This is a genomic window from Streptomyces sp. NPDC056128 (assembly GCF_042263835.1).
GTDB lineage: Bacteria > Actinomycetota > Actinomycetes > Streptomycetales > Streptomycetaceae > Streptomyces.
This window is the reverse complement of the sequence record NZ_JBHJVQ010000005.1, coordinates 156,040-177,148: the sequence shown is the minus strand read 5'-3', so window position 1 is coordinate 177,148 and position 21,109 is coordinate 156,040. Positions and strand designations below refer to the sequence as shown.

At 70.0% G+C, this 21,109-nt stretch carries 18 protein-coding genes and 2 pseudogenes; 4 read left to right on the top strand and 16 right to left on the bottom strand.

The window, feature by feature from the left end; translation table 11 throughout:
• Positions 1-4: 4 nt before the first annotated feature.
• The 5 genes from ACFC1X_RS13855 to ACFC1X_RS13835 form a co-directional block, all read right to left on the bottom strand.
• Complete coding sequence (locus ACFC1X_RS13855) at positions 5-946, bottom strand: ROK family protein (RefSeq protein WP_376352583.1); 942 nt, start codon at positions 944-946, stop codon at positions 5-7.
• A complete protein-coding gene (locus ACFC1X_RS13850; protein ID WP_376352582.1) occupies positions 943-1,701 on the bottom strand; it encodes a GntR family transcriptional regulator in 759 nt (252 codons plus the stop codon). The genes ACFC1X_RS13855 and ACFC1X_RS13850 overlap by 4 nt, the downstream gene beginning before the upstream one ends.
• A complete protein-coding gene (locus ACFC1X_RS13845) occupies positions 1,698-2,606 on the bottom strand; it encodes a carbohydrate ABC transporter permease (protein ID WP_376352579.1) in 909 nt (302 codons plus the stop codon). The genes ACFC1X_RS13850 and ACFC1X_RS13845 overlap by 4 nt, the downstream gene beginning before the upstream one ends.
• Positions 2,603-3,481, bottom strand: coding sequence for a carbohydrate ABC transporter permease (locus ACFC1X_RS13840; RefSeq protein WP_376352577.1), 879 nt, complete (start codon positions 3,479-3,481; stop codon positions 2,603-2,605). The genes ACFC1X_RS13845 and ACFC1X_RS13840 overlap by 4 nt, the downstream gene beginning before the upstream one ends.
• 74 nt (positions 3,482-3,555) lie before the next feature.
• Positions 3,556-4,866, bottom strand: coding sequence for an ABC transporter substrate-binding protein (locus ACFC1X_RS13835; RefSeq protein WP_376352574.1), 1,311 nt, complete (start codon positions 4,864-4,866; stop codon positions 3,556-3,558).
• A 354-nt stretch (positions 4,867-5,220) separates the two neighbouring features.
• Between ACFC1X_RS13835 and ACFC1X_RS13830 the strand changes: the two genes are divergently transcribed.
• Together ACFC1X_RS13830 and ACFC1X_RS13825 are read left to right on the top strand one after the other, a co-directional pair.
• Positions 5,221-7,182: a glycoside hydrolase family 10 protein gene (locus ACFC1X_RS13830; RefSeq protein WP_376352571.1), complete on the top strand. Its 1,962-nt coding sequence runs from the start codon at positions 5,221-5,223 to the stop codon at positions 7,180-7,182.
• Between the two features lie 49 nt (positions 7,183-7,231).
• A complete protein-coding gene (locus tag ACFC1X_RS13825; protein ID WP_376352568.1) occupies positions 7,232-8,509 on the top strand; it encodes a DUF3370 family protein in 1,278 nt (425 codons plus the stop codon).
• A gap of 39 nt (positions 8,510-8,548) precedes the next feature.
• Here the strand turns inward: ACFC1X_RS13825 and ACFC1X_RS13820 are convergent, their stop codons facing one another.
• The 8 genes and pseudogenes from ACFC1X_RS13820 to ACFC1X_RS13785 form a co-directional block, all read right to left on the bottom strand.
• Entirely contained in the window at positions 8,549-9,523 is a 975-nt protein-coding gene (locus ACFC1X_RS13820; protein WP_376352565.1) for a LacI family DNA-binding transcriptional regulator, read from the bottom strand.
• A 92-nt stretch (positions 9,524-9,615) separates the two neighbouring features.
• Complete coding sequence (locus ACFC1X_RS13815; protein ID WP_376353064.1) at positions 9,616-9,813, bottom strand: GH36 C-terminal domain-containing protein; 198 nt, start codon at positions 9,811-9,813, stop codon at positions 9,616-9,618.
• Positions 9,814-9,960: 147 nt separating this feature from the next.
• Positions 9,961-10,869, bottom strand: a pseudogene (locus ACFC1X_RS13810) (alpha-galactosidase); the annotation flags it as partial.
• Positions 10,773-11,720 carry a glycoside hydrolase family 36 N-terminal domain-containing protein gene (locus ACFC1X_RS13805; protein WP_376353061.1) on the bottom strand — a complete coding sequence of 316 codons (948 nt, stop codon included), beginning with the start codon at positions 11,718-11,720 and terminating at the stop codon, positions 10,773-10,775. The gene ACFC1X_RS13805 and the pseudogene ACFC1X_RS13810, both read right to left, overlap by 97 nt.
• A gap of 56 nt (positions 11,721-11,776) precedes the next feature.
• Positions 11,777-13,801, bottom strand: a complete 2,025-nt coding sequence (locus ACFC1X_RS13800; RefSeq protein ID WP_376352562.1) for a beta-galactosidase — start codon at positions 13,799-13,801, stop codon at positions 11,777-11,779.
• On the bottom strand, positions 13,798-14,697 hold the full coding sequence (locus ACFC1X_RS13795; protein WP_376352560.1) for a carbohydrate ABC transporter permease: 900 nt from the start codon (positions 14,695-14,697) through the stop codon (positions 13,798-13,800). Before ACFC1X_RS13795 ends, ACFC1X_RS13800 begins: the two co-directional genes overlap by 4 nt.
• A complete protein-coding gene (locus ACFC1X_RS13790; protein ID WP_376352557.1) occupies positions 14,694-15,605 on the bottom strand; it encodes a carbohydrate ABC transporter permease in 912 nt (303 codons plus the stop codon). Before ACFC1X_RS13790 ends, ACFC1X_RS13795 begins: the two co-directional genes overlap by 4 nt.
• 58 nt (positions 15,606-15,663) lie before the next feature.
• Positions 15,664-17,022: an ABC transporter substrate-binding protein gene (locus ACFC1X_RS13785; RefSeq protein ID WP_376352555.1), complete on the bottom strand. Its 1,359-nt coding sequence runs from the start codon at positions 17,020-17,022 to the stop codon at positions 15,664-15,666.
• Between the two features lie 710 nt (positions 17,023-17,732).
• On the opposite strand from ACFC1X_RS13785, the gene ACFC1X_RS13780 reads away from it, so the two are divergent.
• On the top strand, positions 17,733-17,984 hold the full coding sequence (locus ACFC1X_RS13780) for a hypothetical protein (protein WP_376352552.1): 252 nt from the start codon (positions 17,733-17,735) through the stop codon (positions 17,982-17,984).
• 286 nt (positions 17,985-18,270) lie between these two features.
• On the opposite strand, the gene ACFC1X_RS13775 is transcribed toward ACFC1X_RS13780, so the two are convergent.
• From ACFC1X_RS13775 to ACFC1X_RS13765, 3 genes are all read right to left on the bottom strand, one after another.
• Positions 18,271-18,417 (bottom strand): hypothetical protein, encoded by a 147-nt coding sequence (locus tag ACFC1X_RS13775; protein WP_376352549.1) that lies wholly within the window; start codon positions 18,415-18,417, stop codon positions 18,271-18,273.
• Positions 18,418-18,642: 225 nt separating this feature from the next.
• Positions 18,643-19,401: an SDR family NAD(P)-dependent oxidoreductase gene (locus ACFC1X_RS13770; RefSeq protein WP_376352546.1), complete on the bottom strand. Its 759-nt coding sequence runs from the start codon at positions 19,399-19,401 to the stop codon at positions 18,643-18,645.
• Positions 19,402-19,981: 580 nt separating this feature from the next.
• Positions 19,982-20,593, bottom strand: coding sequence for a dihydrofolate reductase family protein (locus ACFC1X_RS13765; RefSeq protein ID WP_376352544.1), 612 nt, complete (start codon positions 20,591-20,593; stop codon positions 19,982-19,984).
• A gap of 156 nt (positions 20,594-20,749) precedes the next feature.
• Here ACFC1X_RS13765 and ACFC1X_RS13760 point away from each other — a divergent pair.
• Positions 20,750-21,051 (top strand): annotated as a pseudogene (locus ACFC1X_RS13760) (IS110 family transposase); the annotation flags it as partial.
• Between the last annotated feature and the right edge of the window lie 58 nt (positions 21,052-21,109).

The following is a 21,109-nucleotide window of genomic DNA, read 5'->3' as shown; positions in this document are numbered from 1 at the left end:
GCGATCACCTCGCGGTGGCCGGGGCGCGTGCGGTCTCGGCCGCTCCGACGAGCACCGCGTCCGCGCCGAGCAAGGAGGTGCGGACCGGGACGTCCGCCAACGCGGGCAGGGTCTGCCCGGCCAGAGCGCCGCGCAGGGCGTCCAGGTACCAGGGGCCGGAGGACAGGACTCCGCCGGAGATCACGACGCAGTACGGGTCGGTCGTGGCGACGACACCGGCGAGCGCGGTGCCGAGCGCCGCGCCGCCCAGGGACAGGACGCGTCTGGCCGCGGGTTCTCCGTCATGGGCCAGTCGGGACACGTCGCGCAGGCTCTCGATGCGGGCCCCGGGCAGTTCGGTGGCGAGGTGGGCCGTCATCGCCGGTCCGGAGGCCAGTGCTTCCACGTGTCCCTCGGCGCCGCACGGACAGGTGAGGCCGGCCGCCTGCGGTACGGGCACGTGTCCCAGGTGCCCGGCGGCTCCCCGCTCTCCGCGGACGAGCGCGCCGTTGACGCGGAGGGCGCCGCCGATGCCGGTGCCGGCCATGACGCCGAGCGCCGAGGAGGCGTGCGCGGCGGCGCCGACGGATGTCGTCTCGCCGACCAGGAACGCCTGGACGTCGCCGAGGAGAGCGACCGGCAGGCCGAGCCGGTCCTCGGCGAGCCTGGAGACCGGCGTGCCGGCCCAGCCCGGGAGGGCGCTGGTGGCGTGGGTCACCGTGCGTCCCGCGCCGTCGACGACGCCGGCCGTGCCGATGCCCAGGGCGGTCGGCGCCGGCAGACCGGTCCGCGTGGCCTCGTCCCGTATCTCCCGCACGAGGCGCAGCGCCCGGTCGAGGACCTGCTGGGCCCCGTCCTCGGCGGACGTGGGGATGCGACGCCGGGCTCGGACCCGTTGCCCGGGATCCACCACTCCCGCGCTGATACTGGTGCCGCCTATGTCGACCGCCAGCGTCCACTGGGTCACGTCGGCTCCCTGCTGATGGCTAGCTTGAAGTCGTAACGGTCTGCCCGGTAGAGGCTGACGGCCCGTTCGACGGCCCTGCCGCGCACGTCCCTGGTCACCCGCTCGACCTCCAGAGCGGGGAAGTGCGGCGGTACGGCGAGCAGTTCCGCCTGCGCCTGGGTGAGGACCGTGGCCCTGATGGTCTGTTTGGCGGTCTGCGGCGCGGCGCCGGCCTTCTCCAGCCGCCAGTACAACGACTCCGGGTCACCCTCCTCGACCAGGCCGGGGACGAGGTTCGGCGGGAGCCAGACGTTCTCCAGGCACATCGGTTCCCCGTCGGCCGTCCGCAGCCGCTCGAGATGTACGACGTCCGAGCCCGGCGCCACGTGCAGGTCGCGGGCGCACGGCAGATCGGCCGGTACCACGGCGAGTCCGATCAGTCTGCTGTCGGGGACCATGCCACGTGCCCGGATGTCCTCGGAGAACGACGTCAGCGTGAGCGACTTGGAGATGGTCGGCCTTTCGGCGACGTACGTCCCCGCGCCCTGCACCCGGTAGACACGGCCCTCCTGTGCCAGGCGCTCGACCGCCCGGCGCACGGTCATCCGGCTCACGTCGAAGCGGAGCATCAACTCCCTCTCGCTGGGCAGGAGCTGATGCGCCGTGAGACCGCCGTCGATCATCTCGCCGAGCGCCGCGTGCAACGTCTCGTGCTTGGCGGTCCGCCGCGTCGAGGGCGCGGTGGCCCCGTGCGTCGTCGTCTCGCTGTCGTTCATCCCTTGATCCCGCCTTCGCCGACTCCACGGAAGAAGTACCGCTGCAGCGCGAAGAAGAGCGCAAGAAGCGGCACCACGGCCATCATCGTTCCGGCGGCGATCACCCGCTGGTCGTTCGTGAAGGTGCCGGAGAGGTACTGGATGCCGACGGTGAGGGTGTAGTTGGACGGATCGGACAGGACGATCAGGGGCCACAGGAAGTCGTCCCAGGCGAAGACGAAGCTGAAGATGGCGACCACGGCCAGCGTGCCCCGCACGGAAGGCAGGGCCACGCGCCAGAAGCGCTGCCACTCCCCCGCGCCGTCCAGGATCGCCGCCTCCTCGATCTCGTGCGGCAGGGCCCGGAAGGCGTTGCGCAGCAGCAGGACGGAGAGTCCGCTGACGGCAAGGGGGATCATGACGCCGATGAGCGTGTCGTTGAGCCTGAGCGAGCGGACGATCAGGAACTCGGAGACCATGATCGCCTCGAAGGGGATGATCATGGTGGCCAGGAAGATGCCGAAGGCGATCCGCCGGCCGCCGAAGCGCATGCGGGCGAGGGCGAATCCGGCCATCGAGCCGAAGAGGCAGTTGGTGGCGGCGCAGCTCACGGCGACGACGAGGGAGTTGGTGGCGTACCTGAGCACCGGGACGGTGTCGAGCACCCCGGCGTAGTGGTCGACGGTCGGGTTCTTGGGCAGCAGTTGGGGCGGGTAGCCGTAGACGTTCTCGCCCGCGCCCTTGAGCGAGGTGGACAGCTGCCACAGGAAGGGGCCGACGGTGATGACGGTGACGAGCAGGAGCAGCAGGTAGCGAAGCGCGAGTCCGGCGGTGGAACGCAGCCGCCTGCGGCGGGCGGGACCGGGTGGGCTCACCGCGGGCCGCTCGCGCGAGGTACGGGGTCGGTCGAGCAGGCTGCTGGTCATGCCCGGTCCTCCCGGGTGTTCAGGCGGGTGACGAAGACGGAGAGGCCGAGGGTGGCCAGGAAGAGGAAGACGCTCATGGCGGAGGCGTAGCCGGCCTCGCCGCCGAGTCCGAGGCCCGTCTCGCGAATGGTGAAGACCAGGGTGCGGGCCTCGCCGCCGGGGCCGCCGCTGCCGTCGCTCAGTGTGTAGATCTCGGCGAAGACCTTGCCCGCCGCGATGGCGGCGAGTGTCCCCACCAGCACCATCGTGGGGCGGATGACGGGGACGGTGACGCTGAGGAAGCGCCGTACCGGCCCCGCCCCGTCGACCTCGGCCGCTTCCAGCAGCGAGCGGGGCACGTTGGCCAGGGCCGCGAGGTAGACGACCATGTAGTAGCCGAGGCCCTTCCAGACGGTCATCACCATGGCGCTGACGAGCAGCAGATCCGCGTCCGTGAGGAACGGCAGCGGCGCGTCGAGGACGCCGGTGCCGCGCAGTACGGCGTTCACGAGTCCGTCGCTCGACAGCAGCCAGGACCACAGCAGTCCGGCGACGACCATGGAGGCGACGACCGGGGAGTAGAACAGGGCCCGGAAGAAGCCGATGCCGGCGATCCTCCGCTGCACCAGCACGGCCAGGAGCAGGGGCAGGACCACGAGCGCGGGGACGACACCCACGATGTACAGCGCGGTGTTGCGCAGGGAGAGCCAGAAGGCGTCGTCGCCCAGGAGGCGCTCGTAGTTGGCGAAGCCCGTGAACGTGCCGCCGCCGAGGGTGCTGGCGTCGGTGAACGACAGCACGAGGGTGTTGCCGAAGGGGGCGAGGAAGAACACCACGGCGAACAGCAGCGCCGGAGCGAGGAAGAGCCAGGGGACGTACCAGCGGCGGCCGGTCACGGGATCACTCCATACGTTCGGTTCGAGCGGGGTGGGGACCCGCCGCAGGGGGGCGGATCCGCACGGTGTGCCGGCTACTTCGCGGTGATGGCGTTCGCGGCCTCGACGGCCTGGTCCAAGGCCTCACGGGCGGTCAGGTCGCCCTTGAGGGCGAGTTCGACCTTGCCCACGACCGCCTTGGTGACCCGCTCGTCGTACTGGACCGGGACCAGGTTCTCGGCCTTGGCTATCTGCCGGGCGGAGATGGCACGGGCCTTGGCCTCGACGCTGCCGTCCGAGGTGTCGGTGAAGTAGGGGTCCTTCAGCGAGGCGGTGGTGCTCGGCAGGACGGTGACGAGCTTGCTGAAGCCGAGCTGGTTCTCCGCGTTGGTCATGAACTTCGCGAACGCCAGGGCGGTCGCGCTGTTGTCGCTCGCCTTGGGGACGAGCAGTCCCATGACCGACATGTTGGTGACGCCGTCCGCGCCGGTGATCTGCGGGCCCACCCCGGTCTGGTCGGCGATCTTCTTCGCGTTGTCCTGGATGATCTTCAGGAAGTTGGGGCCCGAGGGGAAGAGCCCGATGCGGCCGGCCTGGTAGGCCTCGGTCTCCTTGGTGTGGTCCTGGGTGAGGGAGTCCTTGGGGTAGACGCCGCCCTGGTAGGCGTCGATCAGCTTCTGGAGGTACGCCTCGGCCTCGGGGGTGTTGAAGGTCCAGGTGCTGCCGTCCTTGTCGATGACGGGGACGCCCTGCTTGGCCAGGTCCGTGATGAACCGGTTCTCCAGCGCCGGGTGGATGCCGTAGAAGTCGCCGTCGCCCGCGGCGGAGATCTTCTTCCCCGCGGCGAGCAGGTCGTCGAAGGTGGCCGGCGGCTTCGCCGGGTCCAGCCCGGCCTTCTCGAACAGCCCCTTGTTGTACATGGTGACCTCGGAGGTGAGGTACCACGGCAGGCCGTACGCACCGCTCTCGCCCGCCACGGTGAAGGAGTTCCACGCCCCCGGGACGTAGTCGCCCTTGACGTCCCCCGCCGCCTGGTCCATGTCCAGGAACACGCCCTTGGTCTGGAGCGCCTGGGCGAACTGCGGATTGAGGTTGACCACGTCGGGCAGCGCACCGGCGGCCGCGTCCGCGGTGATCTTCTCCTGGGCCCCCTGGAAGGGGATGTCCACCCACTTCACGTCGGTGCCGGGGTGCTTCTTCTCGAAGTCGGCGATGACGCCTTCGATGTAGTCCGTGAAGACGGGCTTCAACTGGAGCGTCTGGAACGTGATCTTCCCCTTCACCTCTCCGTTCGCGGCGTCCTGGCCGGTGCCAGAGGTCTCACCGCCGCCGAGGCCGCAGGCGGTGGTGAAGGTGAGGGTGACGAGCGCGAGGGAGGCAAGGCGCAGACCTCTGCTGGCGGACATGGTGCTCCTAAGCACTGACGGATGAGCGGACGGGGTCCGGCGAAGTGGGAAGTGGTTCGTACCACTTGACGACCAGAGTGTTCGTCGGAGCGCTTGAGCTTGTCAATGCCCGGGAAAGAACTGGCTCAACTTTCCGACTTGTCCATTGACTTGTACGGACCTCTTCTCGATAGTTCCAGCGTCCGCCCCTCCCTCGAAGGGCTCTCGATGAACCGAAGTCGTCCTTTTGCCCGTTCCCTTCTGCCTGCCGCGGCGTTGTCGGCCGTGCTGGCCCTGTCACCCGCCGCCCTGCCCGCTCAAGCCACCGCGGCGGTCCCCGCGGCCCCGTCGTCCGGCCTCGCCGAAGGCGAACCGGTGCCTGCGACCAGGCAGGTCGACGCCGTCGACCCCACCCCCGCCACCAACCCGGGCGGCCTCGACTCCAACGGCGACTGTTTTCCCGGCTGTCGGGGCGCGGACCAGCTCCTCGCCTACACGCCCGCCTACGGCAGACCGACCACCGGCACGAACCAGTACGGCAGCGAAGTGGTGGTCGTCCAGGGCCGCGTCACCTCGGTGGGCGGCAACAACAGCGCGATTCCCTCGGACGGCCTGGTCCTCTCGGGACACGGCACCGCGGCCCAATGGCTGGGCGACAACGCTGTCGTCGGGGCGCGCGTCACCCTGGAGGGCAAGAGGCTGACGACAGAGGTGGACGCGCTCACCCACGTGATCGCCGCCGAGGTCACGGCCGACGACGCGCGGGCCCGCCTGGTGGCGGCTCGCGCCGCGTGCACCGACTTCCCCGAACCGGCCGTGACCAGCGCACTCGGCCGGGCCGACGCGCTGGCGGACGAGGCGCGCCAACATGCCGATGCCGGACGGGAGGACGAGGCCGTCGAGGCTGCGCGAACCGCCCTCACCCTCGCCCGCGAGGCCGCCGACCAGACCCGGGAGTCCCGGCCGGTCGAGGGCCGCGGGGTGTGGGTCCGCCCCACGGAGACATCCCCCGAAGCCATCCGCGCCACGCTCGATCGGATGCGGGACAGCGGCTTCAACATCGTCTTCCTGGAAACCGTGTGGCAGGGATACACCATCTACCCGTCCAAGGCCGCCCGGGCCGCGGGCATCGCGGACCAGCGCCCCGGCATGAAGGGCTTCGACCCGCTGAAGGTGTGGGTGGCGGAAGCACACCGCCGCGGCATGGAGCTGCACGCATGGACCCACACCTTCTTCGTCGGCGCCGAGTCGGCGGCCGAGCCCGGCCCCGGGCCGGTGCTGGCGGCGCACCCGGACTGGGCCGCGGTGGAACGCGAGGACGTCGGCGCGGACGGCCCGCGGCCCTCTTCGCAGGAGAAGGGCTACTACTTCGTCGATCCCGCGATCCCGGCGGCGCGTGACTACGTCGCGTCGGTCTTCGAGGAACTGATGACGGACTACGCCGTCGACGGCCTCCACCTCGACTACATCCGCTACCCGGTCTCCCTCCCCTACGACGCCGGCTTCTCCTACAGCGACGCCAGCCGCACGGCGTTCGAGGCAGAGCACGGCGCGGACCCGTACGACCTGACCCGGCAGGACGAGCTGTGGCCGGTGTGGAACGCGTGGCGGGAGCGGAACGTGACGACGTTCGTCGAGCGGATCCGCGGCCTTCAGCAGCGGACGAAGCCGGACATCGCGCTGTCGGCGGCCGTGTTCGCCGATCCGGTCGACGGCCTGGCGAAGAAGTTCCAGAACTGGGGAGCGTGGGTCGACGCCGGCTACATGGACTTCCTCACCGGCATGTCGTTCGGCACCTCCACCGACTCGGTCGCCCACGACACCGCCGTCATGCGCGACCGCGTGGGCGAGGTCCCGCTGTACACGGCCACCTACGGCCCCTTCCACGGCTCGTCGGCCGCGCTCATGGGCGACCAGCTCCGGGCGGTGAACGACGCTGACTCGGACGGCACCGCGCTGTTCGCCTACAACCAGCTGACCGACGTCCAGGCCGCGGCGCTCAGCGACGGCGCCCACCGTGTGCCGGCCAAGGTGCCGCACTCTGACCCGCGGGGCGCGAGCCGTGTACTGGCCGAGTACCTGGCAGGTCACATCAAGGACGCGACCGGCCGCTGCGTCAGCACCCGTGAGGCCGCGCCGGTGCGGGCCCGCGTCGCCGCGGCCGCGGCCCTGCTGCGCAGCCCGTCGGAGCAGGCCGGAACGGCAGCGGTGCGGCAGCTGACGGCGGCGCTACGAGGAGCGGACGCCTGGCCCGACGGCGCCCACGCGGGCTTTCGCGACACGGTGACCCGTGACCTGCGGATGGCCCTGCGCCGGCTGCACGGCATCGACAGCTGACACACGCGCCCGAAGAGCTCCCCCTCCGGAAGGAAGAAGGTACGCACACATGGCCGCTGAACTCCCCCGCCGCGCGGCGATCGGTTTCGCCGCCGCGTCCGTGACCGGCATGCTGCTGCCCGCCACCCGGGCCGCCGCCGCTCGCCGACAGGTCACCGCGTCGGAGACCGTGATCGGCGCCGGTCAGTGGCGTCCGGGCACGCCCGCGGCACCCGGACCGACCGTCCCGCGTGAGGCGCTGCTTCCGCTCCCCGGTGCCATGACCGGGCCGGAAATGGTCGTGTCCAACAACCCCGAGACGGTGACCGGCGCGGGCTGGCTCACCCAGCACTCGCGCGCCGGCGCGGCTCGCGGCGGTCGGGCACGCCCCTTGTCCGGCACCTTCCCGCTGTACCTCTACCACCAGAACGACACAGGTGGTCAGGCTTATCTGCACGTCCTGATATCAAACCCGCAGGCATCTCCCGTGACCGTCTCCATGCGCGGTGCCGCCTGGACCAACGCGGACAAGCCACTGGTCCAGGATCCCGCCTCCCGAGCCGGCACCGGCCCCTGCCACGCGACCTCGCTGGACTGGCTGACCGGTGCGACGCGCACCTACCTCGGCACCACGTCGGTGGCCGCAGGGCGCGCGGTGCAGGCGGCGCGCATCCCCATGACGGGCACCATCCTGGACGGACGCTTCGAGATCACCGCGAGCGGCGGAGTGTACGTGTACACGGTGGTCACCACGGACGGCAGCGCGACGACCGCGATCAACCTGTCCCAGACCGACTCCGCCTGGGCCCGGGGCAACATCGCCTCGCAGACCGCGACGACGTACGGCCGGGAATCCGGCGTCTACGCGGGCTCGCAGTGGCGGACGGGCCGCGTGACGATCGAGGCGGGGCCGCCCGGTTCCCATCTCGGGCTGGCGGTCAACACCACCCAGCGGCAGGTGGCCACGCTCGACCAGACAGCACCGGCGACAGCGGCCCTGACCGACTCGTCCCAGCGCAGCTGGGGCAATTACGGGGCCCGCTACGACATCGACCTCGCGCTGCGCAACACCGGCTCGACGGCGCGCACCGTGGACCTCACCTTCGGGTCCAACGTGACCGGAACCCAGGACGTCCCGGGGAACACCTGGAACGGCGCCGTGGCCGTGCGCGAGGATGGCGGTCCGCGTCGGACACAGACCGTCTATGTGCGGCCCACGGTCCCCAGGGACCTCATCGGAAGGTACGTCCTCGCGGCGGGCCAGGAACGGACCGTGGCTCTGGAGTTCTACGTTCCGGGGCTCATCACGGCGGGCTCACAACTCCTGCTCGAGAGCGTCGCCGGGTGACTGCTCGCGCGGTGCGGTCGCGGCGCGCGCCGGGGCGCCTCAGACGGTGGCGCGTGCGACGAACTCCGCGTCGACGTGCACCGTCCTGTGCGTCGTACGTCCGTCCAGGCGCTCCGTGAGCAGCCGGGCGGCCGCCCGGGCGACCTCGGGTGCCGGGTAGCGGATGGTGGTCAGCCGGGGACGTACCAGGGAGGCGAAGGAGGCGTCGTCGTGGCCGATCAGGGCCACGTCCCCGGGGATGCCGATGCCGAGTTCGTGGGCCTTGTCCATGGCACCGACGGCCAGGACGTCATTGCCGCAGAAGACGGCGTCGGGGGGATAGCGGCGGTTCATGAGTTCGCCGAAGCCGACCGCTCCCGCTTCCCGGGTGTGTTCACCTCTGATCACCAGTGCGTGCGGCAGTGACAGGCCGAACTGCGGGGCGAGGGCGCGCAGATGCTCCAGCCGGGGGTCGCCGCCCGTGGCATCCCTCGGGCCGGCGATCATCGCGATGCGCCGCCGTCGGGCGGCGGTGACGCTCTGCAAGGCGTGCCGCGTCGCCGCCCGCCCGTCGGGGGTCACGAGGTCGATCGGGCCGAAGGAGACGTCCGCGCTGACGACCACGGGCATGCCGGCGTCGACGGCGGGTGTGAAGTCCTCGGGTTTCAGCCTGAACGGCGTGATGATCACGCCGGCGAAACGCTGCTGCACCGCTTCCGCCAGCAGGGCCCGCTCCTCGTCCCGGCGCGCCCGGGTACTGCACACGACCACGTGCAGCCCCAGGCTGCGCAGGGCCTCTTGCAGAGTGCCCGCGAGCTGGGCGAAGAACGGGTTGGCGATGTCCGGAACGATGAGCGCCACCAGGCTCGACCGGCCGGTCCGCAGGCTGCGTGCCGTGGTGTTGAGGGTGAAGGACAGTTCGTCGATGGCGGCTTCCACCGCGGCCCGTGTCTCCGGGGCGACGGGCCGCTTGCCGGAGAGGACGTAGGAAACCGTGGCGGCGGAGACGCCGGCCGCTCGCGCGACATCGGCCATGGTGACCCGTCCTTGCACTGCGCACGCTCCCTTCGCCGGACAGCCTACTTCAGGCTCCCGACCACGCGGAAAGCGCTCTCGGTGCGACGCCCTCACACCAGGCGCAGGCGGACGAGCGCACTGGCGCAGTCGCCGGGCGGCAGATCGGGCAGTGGCAGGCCGAAGCCGGTGAGTGTGGCTCCCGACCATTCCCGGCCGGTGTCCTCGTCCCGGTACGTGGCACCGGCGGCCAGCCCGCGCAGCCGCAGGGGAGGCTGCGCGGGCCCGAAGGCGGCGCCGGGTCTCCACACGAGGACCACCACGCGGTCCGCGTTCTCCCCGAGGTACTGCACCGCCGCGAGTGGCCCGTGGCCCGGAGCGAGGAGACGGTACTGTGCGCCTCGCTGGACGACCGGACGGATGTCCTTGTAGACCCGGATCAGCTCCGCGGCCTCGGCCAGCTCGTCGTCCGTCCAGCGCGTCAGGTCCCCTCCGATGCCGAGGACGCCCGCCATGGCGCTGTGCACACGGAAGCGCATGGGCACCAGGCGGCCGGTCAGGGGGTTGGGGCTGTCGGTGACCCAGGCCGACATGACACCGGCCGGATAGAGCTGGCTGAAGCCGTGCTGGATGGTGAGGCGGTCGACCGCGTCGGTGTTGTCGGAGGCCCAGACCTGGTCCGTACGAGCGAGAATGCCCGGGTCGACGCGGCCGCCGCCGCCCGCGCAGGCTTCGATCCGCAGGTGCGGAAAGTCCGCCCGCAGCCGGTCCAGAACCCGGTACAGCCCGCGGGCATGGTCCACGTGGACGCGTCTGGCGTCCGCGCCCGCGGCGCGCGAGGCGGCTTCGGTGAACGAACGGTTGAAGTCCCACTTGAGGAAATCGACGGAGTTCTCGGCCACGACCGCGCGCAGCCAACCGAGAGCCCACTCGGTGACGTCGGGCCGGGAGAAGTCCAGGACTAGCTGGTTGCGCAGCTCGGTGGCGGTGCGGCCGGGCAGATGGACGACCCAGTCGGGGTGCCGCCGGTGGAGGTCGCTGTCGGCGTTGACCATCTCGGGCTCCACCCACAGGCCGAAGGCCATGCCGAGCCGGTGCACCTCGTCGGCGAGCGGGCGCAGCCCGCGGGGGAAGCGCCGGGGGTGCGGGGTCCAGTCGCCGAGTCCGGCCCGGTCGTCGTCACGGCCACGGAACCAGCCGTCGTCGAGTACGAACAGTTCCGCGCCCAGAGCCGCGGCACGCCGCGCGAGGGCCAGCTGGTTGTCCTCGCTCACCTCGAAGGAGGTGGCCTCCCAGGAGTTGTAGAGCACCGGCCGCAGCTCCCGCGGACGCGGCAGGACGTGCTCACGCAGGTAGCGGTGGAAGGACCGGCTCGCACCACCGAAGCCGTGCGCGGTGTACAGGGCGAGGGTGACCGCTGTGCGGTGGCTGTCGCCCGGAGCGAGCCGCAGCTCGGTGCCCTCGTGCCCCTACCCGCCACCACACCGGTGCGCCCGGCGGGGGTGCGCTGTGCGGTGAGCCGCCAACTGCCGCTCGCGGCGAGCGCGACGGTCCACACCTCCCCGTGTTCCTCGTCCGCGTCCCCGGCGTCGAGTGTGGCCCACGGGTTGGCGTGGTGGCCGGTGTGACCGCGCCGGCTGCCCAGGGTCGTCTCGCCCACGGGCAGTCCCGACCGTTCGAGGCGTCCCTCGGCGGACCAGCCGCCGTGCACCGAGCCGATCCGCCAGCCCGGCCGCTGCGGCAGCGGCCAGTGGGCGGAGGCATACCTGAGCAGCATGATGTCGCCGTCGGCGTCGGTACCGGTGTGCTCGAACTCCGTCCATCGCTCCAGTACGTCACCGCCCGCGGGGACTTGGTAGTGCAGCTGCCAGGAGAGCGGCCGCGACCGGTCGCGGAGGTGAATCACCACGTGGTCGTCCCGGAGCAGGACGATGTCCTCAACCGTCGGCTCCAGGGGGCTGGAACCGTCGGCGAAGCGGACCTCCAGGGCGGGCACACCGAAGCGGGCGCCGCCGTCGACCGGAAACTCCTCCACCCCGTCCCAGCGCCCGGCGAAGCTGTTGTCGTGCTCGGCCCACAGCGGCAGTACGACCGCGTCGGTGAGGGGCAGCGGGGCTCCCCAGTGAACGTGGCGCACCGATCCCGTGGGGCGGTCCACTCTCAGGACGTAGACGCTGTGGGCGGTACGCAGCAGCACGGTGCCGCTCGCCGCGTCCATCTCCACGGCGCGCGGAACCGGGGCGGGCGAGGCGGTCGGAACGGTCTGCGGCGCCGTCACGGCATGTCCTCGCGCACGATCACCACGCCTCCCGGGGACACCAGCGCCCGGCCGCCGCTCACGTCGGCGCCGCCGACCCCCGTACCGGCGACCGGGACGCCGATCGTGTCCTGGGTGTGGTTGATCAAGAAGAGGTAGGTGTGTCGTACTCCGTACCGGCGCACCGCCTCCAGACCCGGCGGCGCGCCCTCGACGACGGGCGTCACTCCGGCGTCCTGGCACACGGTGCGAAGCAGCTCGCGCAGGGTCGGTACGGGGAGACGACCTGCGGTGTACCAGCCGGTGCCGCGGCCGAAGGTGTGCCGGGTGGCGGCGGGGCCGCCGCGGGCCGGGCCACCGTCGGAGGTGTCGGCGAAGCGCAGCACCGTGGTGCAGCCGCGCGGTTCGACGCGCTCCACCCAGCGCCCCACGAGGGCCCCGTCTTCGAGCAGAGCGTGATCGGCGGCCCGCAACGGCAGGTACTCGTCCACGACGAGGCCGAGCACGTCGCGCAGCGCGCCGGGGTGTCCGCCGAGCCGTACACGGTCGTACTCGTCGACGACGCCGCTGAAGCAGCCGACGGCGAGATGCCCGCCCTGGTCCACGTAGCGCGACAGGTTGTCGGCGTCGCTGTCGGCCAGGAGGTAGAGGCTGGGTGCGACCACGGCGCGGTAGCCGCTCAGGTCGGCGCCGGGCGGAACGAGGTCGCAGGTGATGTTCAGCGTCCAGAGCGCTTCGTACCAGTCACGGACCGCGTCCAGGTAGCGCATGCGGTCGGACGGGCGGGCCTGCAGTTCCAGCGCCCACCAGGTGTGCCAGTCGAAGAGCATCGCCACCTCGCCGCGGACGCGACTGCCCGTCACCTCGCCGAGCGAGGCCAGCTCTGCTCCGAGCGCTTTGACCTCCTTCCAGACGCGGCCCTCGGTACCGGCATGGGGAAGCATCGCCGAATGCCACTTCTCGGCGCCGGCGCGGGACTGACGCCACTGGAAGAACATCAGCCCGTCCGCGCCCCGTGCGAGGTGCGTCAGGCTGTTGCGGCGCGTCTCGCCCGGGCGTTTGGCCACGTTGACCTGCTGCCAGTTGACGGCGGAGGTCGAGTGCTCCATCAGCAGCCAGGGCCGTCCACCGGCCATTCCGCGGGCGAGGTCGGCGTTGAGCGCGAGGTCGATGTGGCCGTCCGGGTCGTCGGCCGGAAGGTAGTGGTCGACCGAGACCAGATCGCACTCGGCCGCGAAGGCGAATCCGTCGACCTTCTTCTCCAGCGTGCCCATCACGTTGGTGGTGATCGGTACGTTCGGGGAGATCCGGCGCAGCAGGGCGGTCTCGGCGACGTGGCGGGCGAGCAGCGCGTCGGAGGAGAAGCGGCGGTAGTCGAGTTCCAGGCCGGGGTTGCGGAAGGCCGTGGTGTCCCGGGGTGGGTCGATCTCGTCCCAGTCGCCGTAGCGCTGGCTCCAGAAGTCGGTGCCCCAGGCGTCGTTGACCGCGTCGAGGGTTTTGTACCGCTCCAGCAGCCAGGCGCGGAAGGCGTGCGCGCTGGTGTCGCAGTAGCACAGGGCATTGTGGTTGCCCCACTCGTTGTGGACGTGCCACATGGCGAGGGCGGGGTGGTTGCCGTATCGGTTCGCCAGTGCCGTGACGACGGCGTCGGCGGCCTGGGCGTAGGCGGGGCTGCTGGGGCAGAAGGCCTGCCGGCTGCCGTGGGCCAACCGGGTGCCCGCGGCGGTGACCGGCAGGGCGTCGGGGTGTTGGCGGGCGAACCAGGGCGGCGGGGCGGCCGTGGGTGTGGCGAGGTCGGCCATGATGCCGTGTTCGTGCAGGAGGTCGAGGGTCTCGTCCAGCAGGCTCCAGTCGTACGTGCCCGGCCTCTGCTGGATACGGGACCAGGAGAAGACTCCGACGGTGACGAGGTTGACGCCCGCCTCCCGCATGAGGCGTACGTCCTCCTGCCACACCTCGCGCGGCCACTGCTCCGGGTTGTAGTCGCCGCCGTAGGCGACGCCGCCCAGGGTGCGGGTCAGGTCGGTGAGGGGGTGGTTCACGATTTCACGGCTCCAGCGGCGAGTCCGGCGCGCCAGTAGCGCTGCAGGAGGAGGAAGGTCAGCACGATGGGCACCACGGAGACCAGGGCGCCCACGATGGTGAGGGTTTGCAGGTCGGGCAGGCGGCTGGTCTGCGACTGCCAGGTGAACAGGCCGAGGGTGACCGGGTAGAGGTGTTCGTCCTGCAGCATGATCAGGGGCAGCAGGAAGTTGTTCCAGATGACCACGAACTGGAAGAGGAAGATCGTCACCAGCGCCGGTGCCATCAGCCGCAGCGCGATGGTGCGGAAGATGCGGAACTCGCTCGCGCCGTCCATGCGGGCGGCCTCCATCACCTCGTCCGGCACGGACGCGGCGGCGAAGATGCGGGAGAGGTACACGCCGAACGGGCTGACGACGCTGGGAAGGAAGACCGACCAGAACGAGTTGGTGGCGTCCACCTCGGCGAAGAGCAGGAACAGCGGCAGAGCGAGGGCGGTGGCCGGTACGAGAACGCCGCCGAGGACGACGGAGAAGATCGCCTCGCGTCCGCGGAAGGTGTACTTGGCCAGCGCGTATCCGGCCGCCGCCGCGAGCAGGGTGGCGACGGCCGCGCCCAGGCCCGCGTACAGGAGGCTGTTGAGCAGCCACCGGGCGAAGACGCCGTCCTGCTGCTCGAAGAGAGCGGCGAGGTTGTCGCCGAAGTGCCACTCGGCCGGCAGCAGGCCGGGAGTGGAGACGAGGTCGCCCTGGCTCTTGGTCGACGACACGAGCAGCCAGTAGACCGGCAGCAGCATGTAGCAGGCGACCAGGATCATGAAGGCGCCGGCGGCCACACCCGACGCACTGGTGCGGGGCCGGCGTCCGGCCGCACCGGATGTCGAGTGGGCCCCTTCGGTGCGGGTCAGGATGCTCATCCCTGCCTCCTGGAGGTGAAGCGCAGGAACGCGAACGACAGCACGAAGGTCACCACGGCGAGGATGACCGACAGGGCCGCCGCCTCGCTGTAGCTGTCACCGGAGGCCAGGGAGAACGCGGCGAGGTTCGGGGTGTAGGTGCTCGTCACGCTGGTCGAGATGGCACGGAAGACCTGTGGCTCGGTGAAGAGCTGGAAACTGCCGATGATGGAGAACACCCCGGTCAGGACGAGAGCGGGCCGGATGATGGGGATCTTGATGCGCAGGGCGATGGTCCAGCCGCTCGCACCGTCCACCCGCGCCGCCTCCCCGATGTCGGCCGGGACGGCCTGCAGGGCGGCGTAGAGGATCAGCATGTTGTAGCCGGTGTACGTCCACGTCACGACGTTGCCTATGGACCAGAGGATGGCGTCGGGACCGAGGAGGTCGACGTGCGCTCCCGCGGACTCCAGCAGGTCCACGACGGGTGACAGCCGCGGGTCGTACAGGAAGGCCCACATGATCGCGGCGACGACGCCGGGGATGCCGTAGGGAACGAAGTAGACGAGCCGGAAGAACCGCTTGGCGCGTGCCACACCCGAATCCAGCAGCAGGGCCAGCACCAGGGCCAGCAGCAGCATGACGGGGATCTGGACGAGTGCGAAGCCGGCGACTCGCAGCACGCTCTCGGTGAAGTAGGGCTCCTTGACGACCTGGGCGTACTGATCGAAGCCGGCGAACACCGTCTGCGTGCGCCCGAAGGTGCCGCCGGTGCGCTCGGTCCTGTGCAGGCTCTGCCAGAACGCGTAGCCGACCGGCACCAGGGTGAACAGGACGAAGGGGATGAGGAAGGGAGTGAGGAAGGCGTAAGGGGCGAGGGAGCGGCGTGGACGGCGGCGCGCCGGCGCCGGGGCGTTGGTGGTTGTCACGGGCAGCCTTTGCGGTGCTGTGCCCTGCCGCACGGGCGGCAGGGCAGGAGAGGACTGGTCAGCCGCCGGAAACATCGAGCGACTGCTTGCGCAGGGAATCCGCGCTCTGCGAACCGGTCTCCTTCAGCACGTCGCCCAGCGTGCTCTTGCCCGCGACGACGCTCGCCGTGCCATCACTGAGGTAGCGGTAGGTGTCGGTCATCGTCGGCCCCCACGTGAACGCGGTGTCCACGTTCGAGGACGCCTGCTGGAAGACGTCGAATATCTTCTGCTTGCCGTAGAAGTCGACCGGCTGCTGGAGAGCGGGCAGTTCGAGGCCGCTCTTCGCCGCGGGGTAGAGCCCGCCTTCCCGGTTGAGGAGCTCCAGTGCCTCGCGGTCGGTGTTCAGCCAGAGGGCGAACTTCGCGGCCTCGGCGGGGTGTTCGGTCTTGCTGGTGACCGCGGTCGTGGATCCGCCCCAGTTTCCGGCCTGCTGGTCGCCCTCGTTCCACTGCGGCATCGGCGCCACGGCCCATTTGCCGTCCGTGGACTTGGCGTTGTCGCGGATCGTACTGTAGCCCCAGGCGGCGCTCACCCAGGTGACGACTTCCCCGGTGTTCCATGCCTTGTACAGCGCCGGGGAGAAACCCTGGAGGTCGGTGGCGACGAGCTTGTCGTCGATCAGCTTCTGCCAGTAGTCGGCGACCTGACGGCTTTCGGGCCGGTCGACGGTGACCTTCCACGCGTCGCCGTCCCGCTCGAACATGGTGGCCTTGTTCTGCCACAGCAGGCCGGTGAACCAGTTGGGGTCGGTCTGCGAGAAGTGCGTGATGTACTTGCCCGCGCTCTTGATCGTGCGGGCCTGCTCCGCGTACTCGTCCCAGGTCGTGGGCGGCTTGAGCCCGAGTTTGTCGTAGACGTCCTTGCGGTAGAAGAGCGCCATCGGGCCGGTGTCCTGGGGAACCGCCCACACGCCGTCCTTGCCGTCGGCGCCGAACTCCACCTGGGACCAAGTCCAGTCGACGAACTTCCCCCCGGCTTCGCTCACCCCGGCACATGACGAGATGTCACGCAGCCCCTCCTTCAGCCGGAAGCTCGCGAGGGAGTCGTACTCGATCTGGCCGAGGTCCGGGGCCTTGCCCGCCTTGAGGGCGTTGGAAAGGTTCTGGTAGGTCCCGGCGTTGCCCGCGGGCGTCGTCTTGAGCTCGACCTGTATGTCCGGGTTCTCTTTGTTCCACAGGTCGACGGCCTTCTGCATGCCGGGGACCCAGGACCAGTAGTCCAGTGTGACCTTGCCCGAGGCGGGCTCGCAGCCCCCGCCTGCCGCGCCGCCGGTCTCGTCGCCACCTCCGCCGCAGGCTGTCACCGCGGTGAGGGTCAAGGCCACGCCGCCGAGCATGCAGCGTCTGGCCAGGGAAGTGCGATCACGCATCGCCATGAGGTCGCTCCTTGCGCCGAGGTCCGCTCCGACGAAGCGGTGCGCAAACAAGACCGTATGCGTTGCTGGAAGTCAATGGGTTTGGCGAAGTAGATCGATCTCGCAGTCTGCTCGTGATCGGATCGAGATGCGGCGGTAGACCGCAGTAGTGCATCTGACCTGCACTTTTGGTGTCACGTGTCTTGAGGACGCTAGACACGAATCAATGCGCAATCGATTACGTACCGTGCGTCGATCAGAGTCGGACCGATGCTCTTTGGACCCCGGTCCAACCGGCACCAGGTGGGCGTCAGGTGCCGGGCGTGACGACGGTCTTGCCGCTGGGCAGGGCGCCCGCGGCGGCGTCGGCGTGCAGGGCCGGCAGCTCGGCCAGCGGCACCCGCCGGGCGACCTCGGGCGGAGGACACATGACGCCCAGACCGCGTTTCTCGGCCCGGCGAGCAAGGCGGGCACGTTCACGGTCGACACCGACTCGACCGGCACCGGGCGGGGAACGTGGGAGCCGTTCATCGACACCCGGAACGACCGAATGGGAGACCGGTACCCGCTGCCGGAATTCGGCGCTTCCACGGTCGGCGCCTTCCAGGGAACGATGCGCTCGGTGACGATCGAGGACACCGCCGTCAACGAGCTGTGGGCATCCTCGTCCGTGAGTACCCGGGCAGTCGGAACGTACGAGCACGATCAGATCACGCTGTACGTCGGACTGCGTGGCGCGGTGGTTCTGCGGGACCGACCCGCACGATCAGGGCGGTGACGCGTACGTCTCGGCCGGCACCTACTTCATGCACTGCGTCGTGACGGAGGATCACTTCCACACCACGCCCGTGATCGGCACCCGCATCTTCATCCTTCCCGGCGACGCTCTGCGGCCCCTGGTCGCCGGGACCGCGCACCGGTCGGGCCACCTCGCCCGCGGCGCGGATCCTCATGGCACACCAGCGTGGTGCAGCGGACCGTGAGTGACCTCGGCCCGGCGGGGGCGCACGCGTCCCGCAACGCCCCGCACGAACTCGCCAAGGGGCTGGTCCTCGACCACTTCGACGACCGCGAGCCCACCTTCGCCCCGCGCTGGCGCAGGCGGCCAGGGACTTGGCCGATGCCCGGCTCACCCACGCCGAGTTGTCGCCGGCCGCGATCGCAGCGCAACTGCACCTATCGGTACGTACCTTGCAGCGGGCCCTTACCAGGCGACACCAGCGCAAGTCACACGCCGCCTGACGTGACGACTCACCGACCGCCGACCGGCTACTGAGGGCAGCCGCCGCCGCACATGACAGCGACCGCTCCGCTGTCGGCTGCTGCATGGGAGGCCGCCGTGGCCTGAGAGGTGAGGGTGACGCAGGCCGCGGTGGTCACGAACAGGGCGACCAGCAGCCGCTTGCATGTGCGCATCTGAACTCCTCGATCAAGATCGCAGAACAGGGAGACTCGGCACACGACCGAGCCGCCCCGGCCATTCTCTCCGTGCGTGGAGTGCCTCGCCGGTTTCGTCGAAGGAGTCCGTCTTTTCTCCACCCGATCACCGCGATCGGCAAACCGCGTTCCGGGCGAGTCGAGACCCTACGGGGCGTTGCCCTCACGCCAAGGCGTTGTGGACGTCGCGGGGCGGCCGGGCGCTCAGTACGCGGTGAGCCCGCCGTCGACCACCAGCTCCGAGCCTGTGACGAACGAGGAGTCGTCACTGGCGAGGAAGAGGATCGCGGGGGCGACCTCGTCGGCGCGGCCGGCTCGGCGCATGGGGGTGCGTTGGATGTCCGGCTGCTGGTCACCCTGCTCGTCCAGGAGGTGCTGAATCATAGGTGTGGCGATCACCCCGGGATGCACCGAGTTGATCCGCACCCCTTGTCGGGCGTACTCGACCGCAGCGGTCTTGCTCAGCAGGCGCACCGCACCCTTGGACGCCTGGTAGGCCGCAGCCGCGCCGCTTCCCACCAGGCCGAGCACCGACGACGTATTGACCACCGACGCGTTGCCGCTCGCACGCAAGAGCGGCATCGCCGCCTTCATGCCGAGCCACGTGCCTTTCTGGTTCACGTCGATGACGCGGTCCCACGCCTCTTCCCGCGTTTCCTCGATCCCCGGCCAGTCCACGATGCCGGCGAGGTTCACGAGTACGTCCAGCGTTCCGAACCGGTCGCGTACGAGAGCGATCACTTCGTCCCACTCCCGTGCGGAGGAGACGTCGAGGCGGGCGGCGACGACCTCCGCGCCACGTGCCTCGATCCGGTCGGCCAGAGCCCGCAGGGGACCTTCGGCGACATCGGTGATCACTGTCCGGGCGCCTTCGCGGGCGAAGAGTTCGGCGGTCGCGGTGCCGAGGCCGCCGGACGCACCAGTGATCAGTGCGACCTTGCCGTCGAGTCGTTGTCCTGCCATGAAGATGGTCCTTGATCGGTTGACGCCGGCTGCCGTGCGGGGACCGCTTGGTCCGTCGACGGCGGATTCGCCCCCGAGTCTGGGCAGGTCAGCCGCTGCCAACCAGGACGCGTACTGCCTGGGTGTGGCACACCCGGGCACCATGCCGTGAAGAGGTCGCCGTCCTGACCAGAGTGAACGTCAGCCCTGCCCGACCGATCCGGAGGTGTACCACGCCGCAGCCGGACAACGTGCGTCCGCGAGTGCCATGGGCAGCGCTTCCCCGCAGGTCAACAGCGCCTCCCGCGTGGCTTCAGCGTTACGGCCGGCCGCTCTGGGGCCGCCTCGACCGTCGGGAAGGCTTCACGCGGCTACGACCCAAGGGAGGTCCTCCTCTTCCGCCTCCGCCTCCGCCTCATGCACCCCGAGATCACCATCGTCTGGGCCGAGCGCGCCTACGCGGGCAAGCCGCCAGAAACCGCCCCGCACTGATGCACGCGTGCCACCACGTCAACGCACTACCGATTGTGATCACAACATCGACCAACTCCGCCAACACCGGCCTTCATGCAGACTCACTGCTGCACTTCGCAACAGCCCCTCAGGGGCGGCGGTAGCACAGGGCGACGGCGCCTGTCCCGGGGATGGTGGTGGCGTGGGAAAGCCGCCATTTCGACGAGAGGCCGTCAGGCAGCAGGCGTACTCCTCCGCCGAGGGTCGTCGGGAGCACGGTCAGGGAGAGTTCGTCGATCAGGTCGGCCTTGAGCAGCGCCTTGATGATGCTGGCGCTGTTCAGGACGAGAATGTCGCGGCCCGGCGCGGCCTTGAGAGAACGTACCTCGGCTTCGAGGTCCCGGGAGACTCGGGCGTTGGCCCATTCCGTCTTGTCCAGGTCGGATTGCTGCAGGGTCCTGGAGATGACCAACTTGTCGACGTTGGCGAGCCACTTACCCAGATCGCGAGTCCGGGCCGGACTGGCCGGGTCGCTGGTCAGGCCGGGCCATACGGAGGTGAAGCCCTCCCAGTTGACGCGGCCGACGACCGCTGTACTCACCCCGCGCCAGATTCCCTCGTACATGATCTCGCTCTGCTCGCTGGTGATGTGCTCCATCGCCCAGTTCATGTCGTCCTCGGGGCCGGTACTGGTGTACCCGTCCATCGAGACGACGGCGTCGGCAATGACCTTGCGCTGCTGTTCGGTGCTCGCAGGCATCGTGGGTCCCTTCTGACTGTTGACGTTCACCCATAGGACTTCTGGCAACGCCGGAACTCATCGCTCGGCGAGCGTTCATCGGAACCACTCTGTCCTCGCACTCTCGCGAATGGAGGCGCCTGCCAGCGCGTGCATCAGAGAAGGGATGCTGTTCGTGCCTCGCCCATCACAGGGGCTTCCGGCAGGAAGTCCAGCATCACCCGACGCTGGGTGAAGAACGACCGCCTCAACCACGCCGGATACCTCTGGGCCTTCTCCGCGATCACCGCCTCACCCGGCGCCAAAGCCCACGACTGGCGACGCCGCACCAACCACGCAGACTGGCACGCCGCCGCGCAGCGCAACCTCTTCAACCGCATGATCGGACAGCCCTACCACTGCCTCCAGCACGACGAACGCTTCGACGAACTACCCGCTTCCCCTCACCGGCCTCGGCGACCGAGACAGCTGCCGCCTGACCTCGGCCAACGCACCTTGCTCAGGTCGCCCACAGCAGTCGATCATTCCCAGATGAGA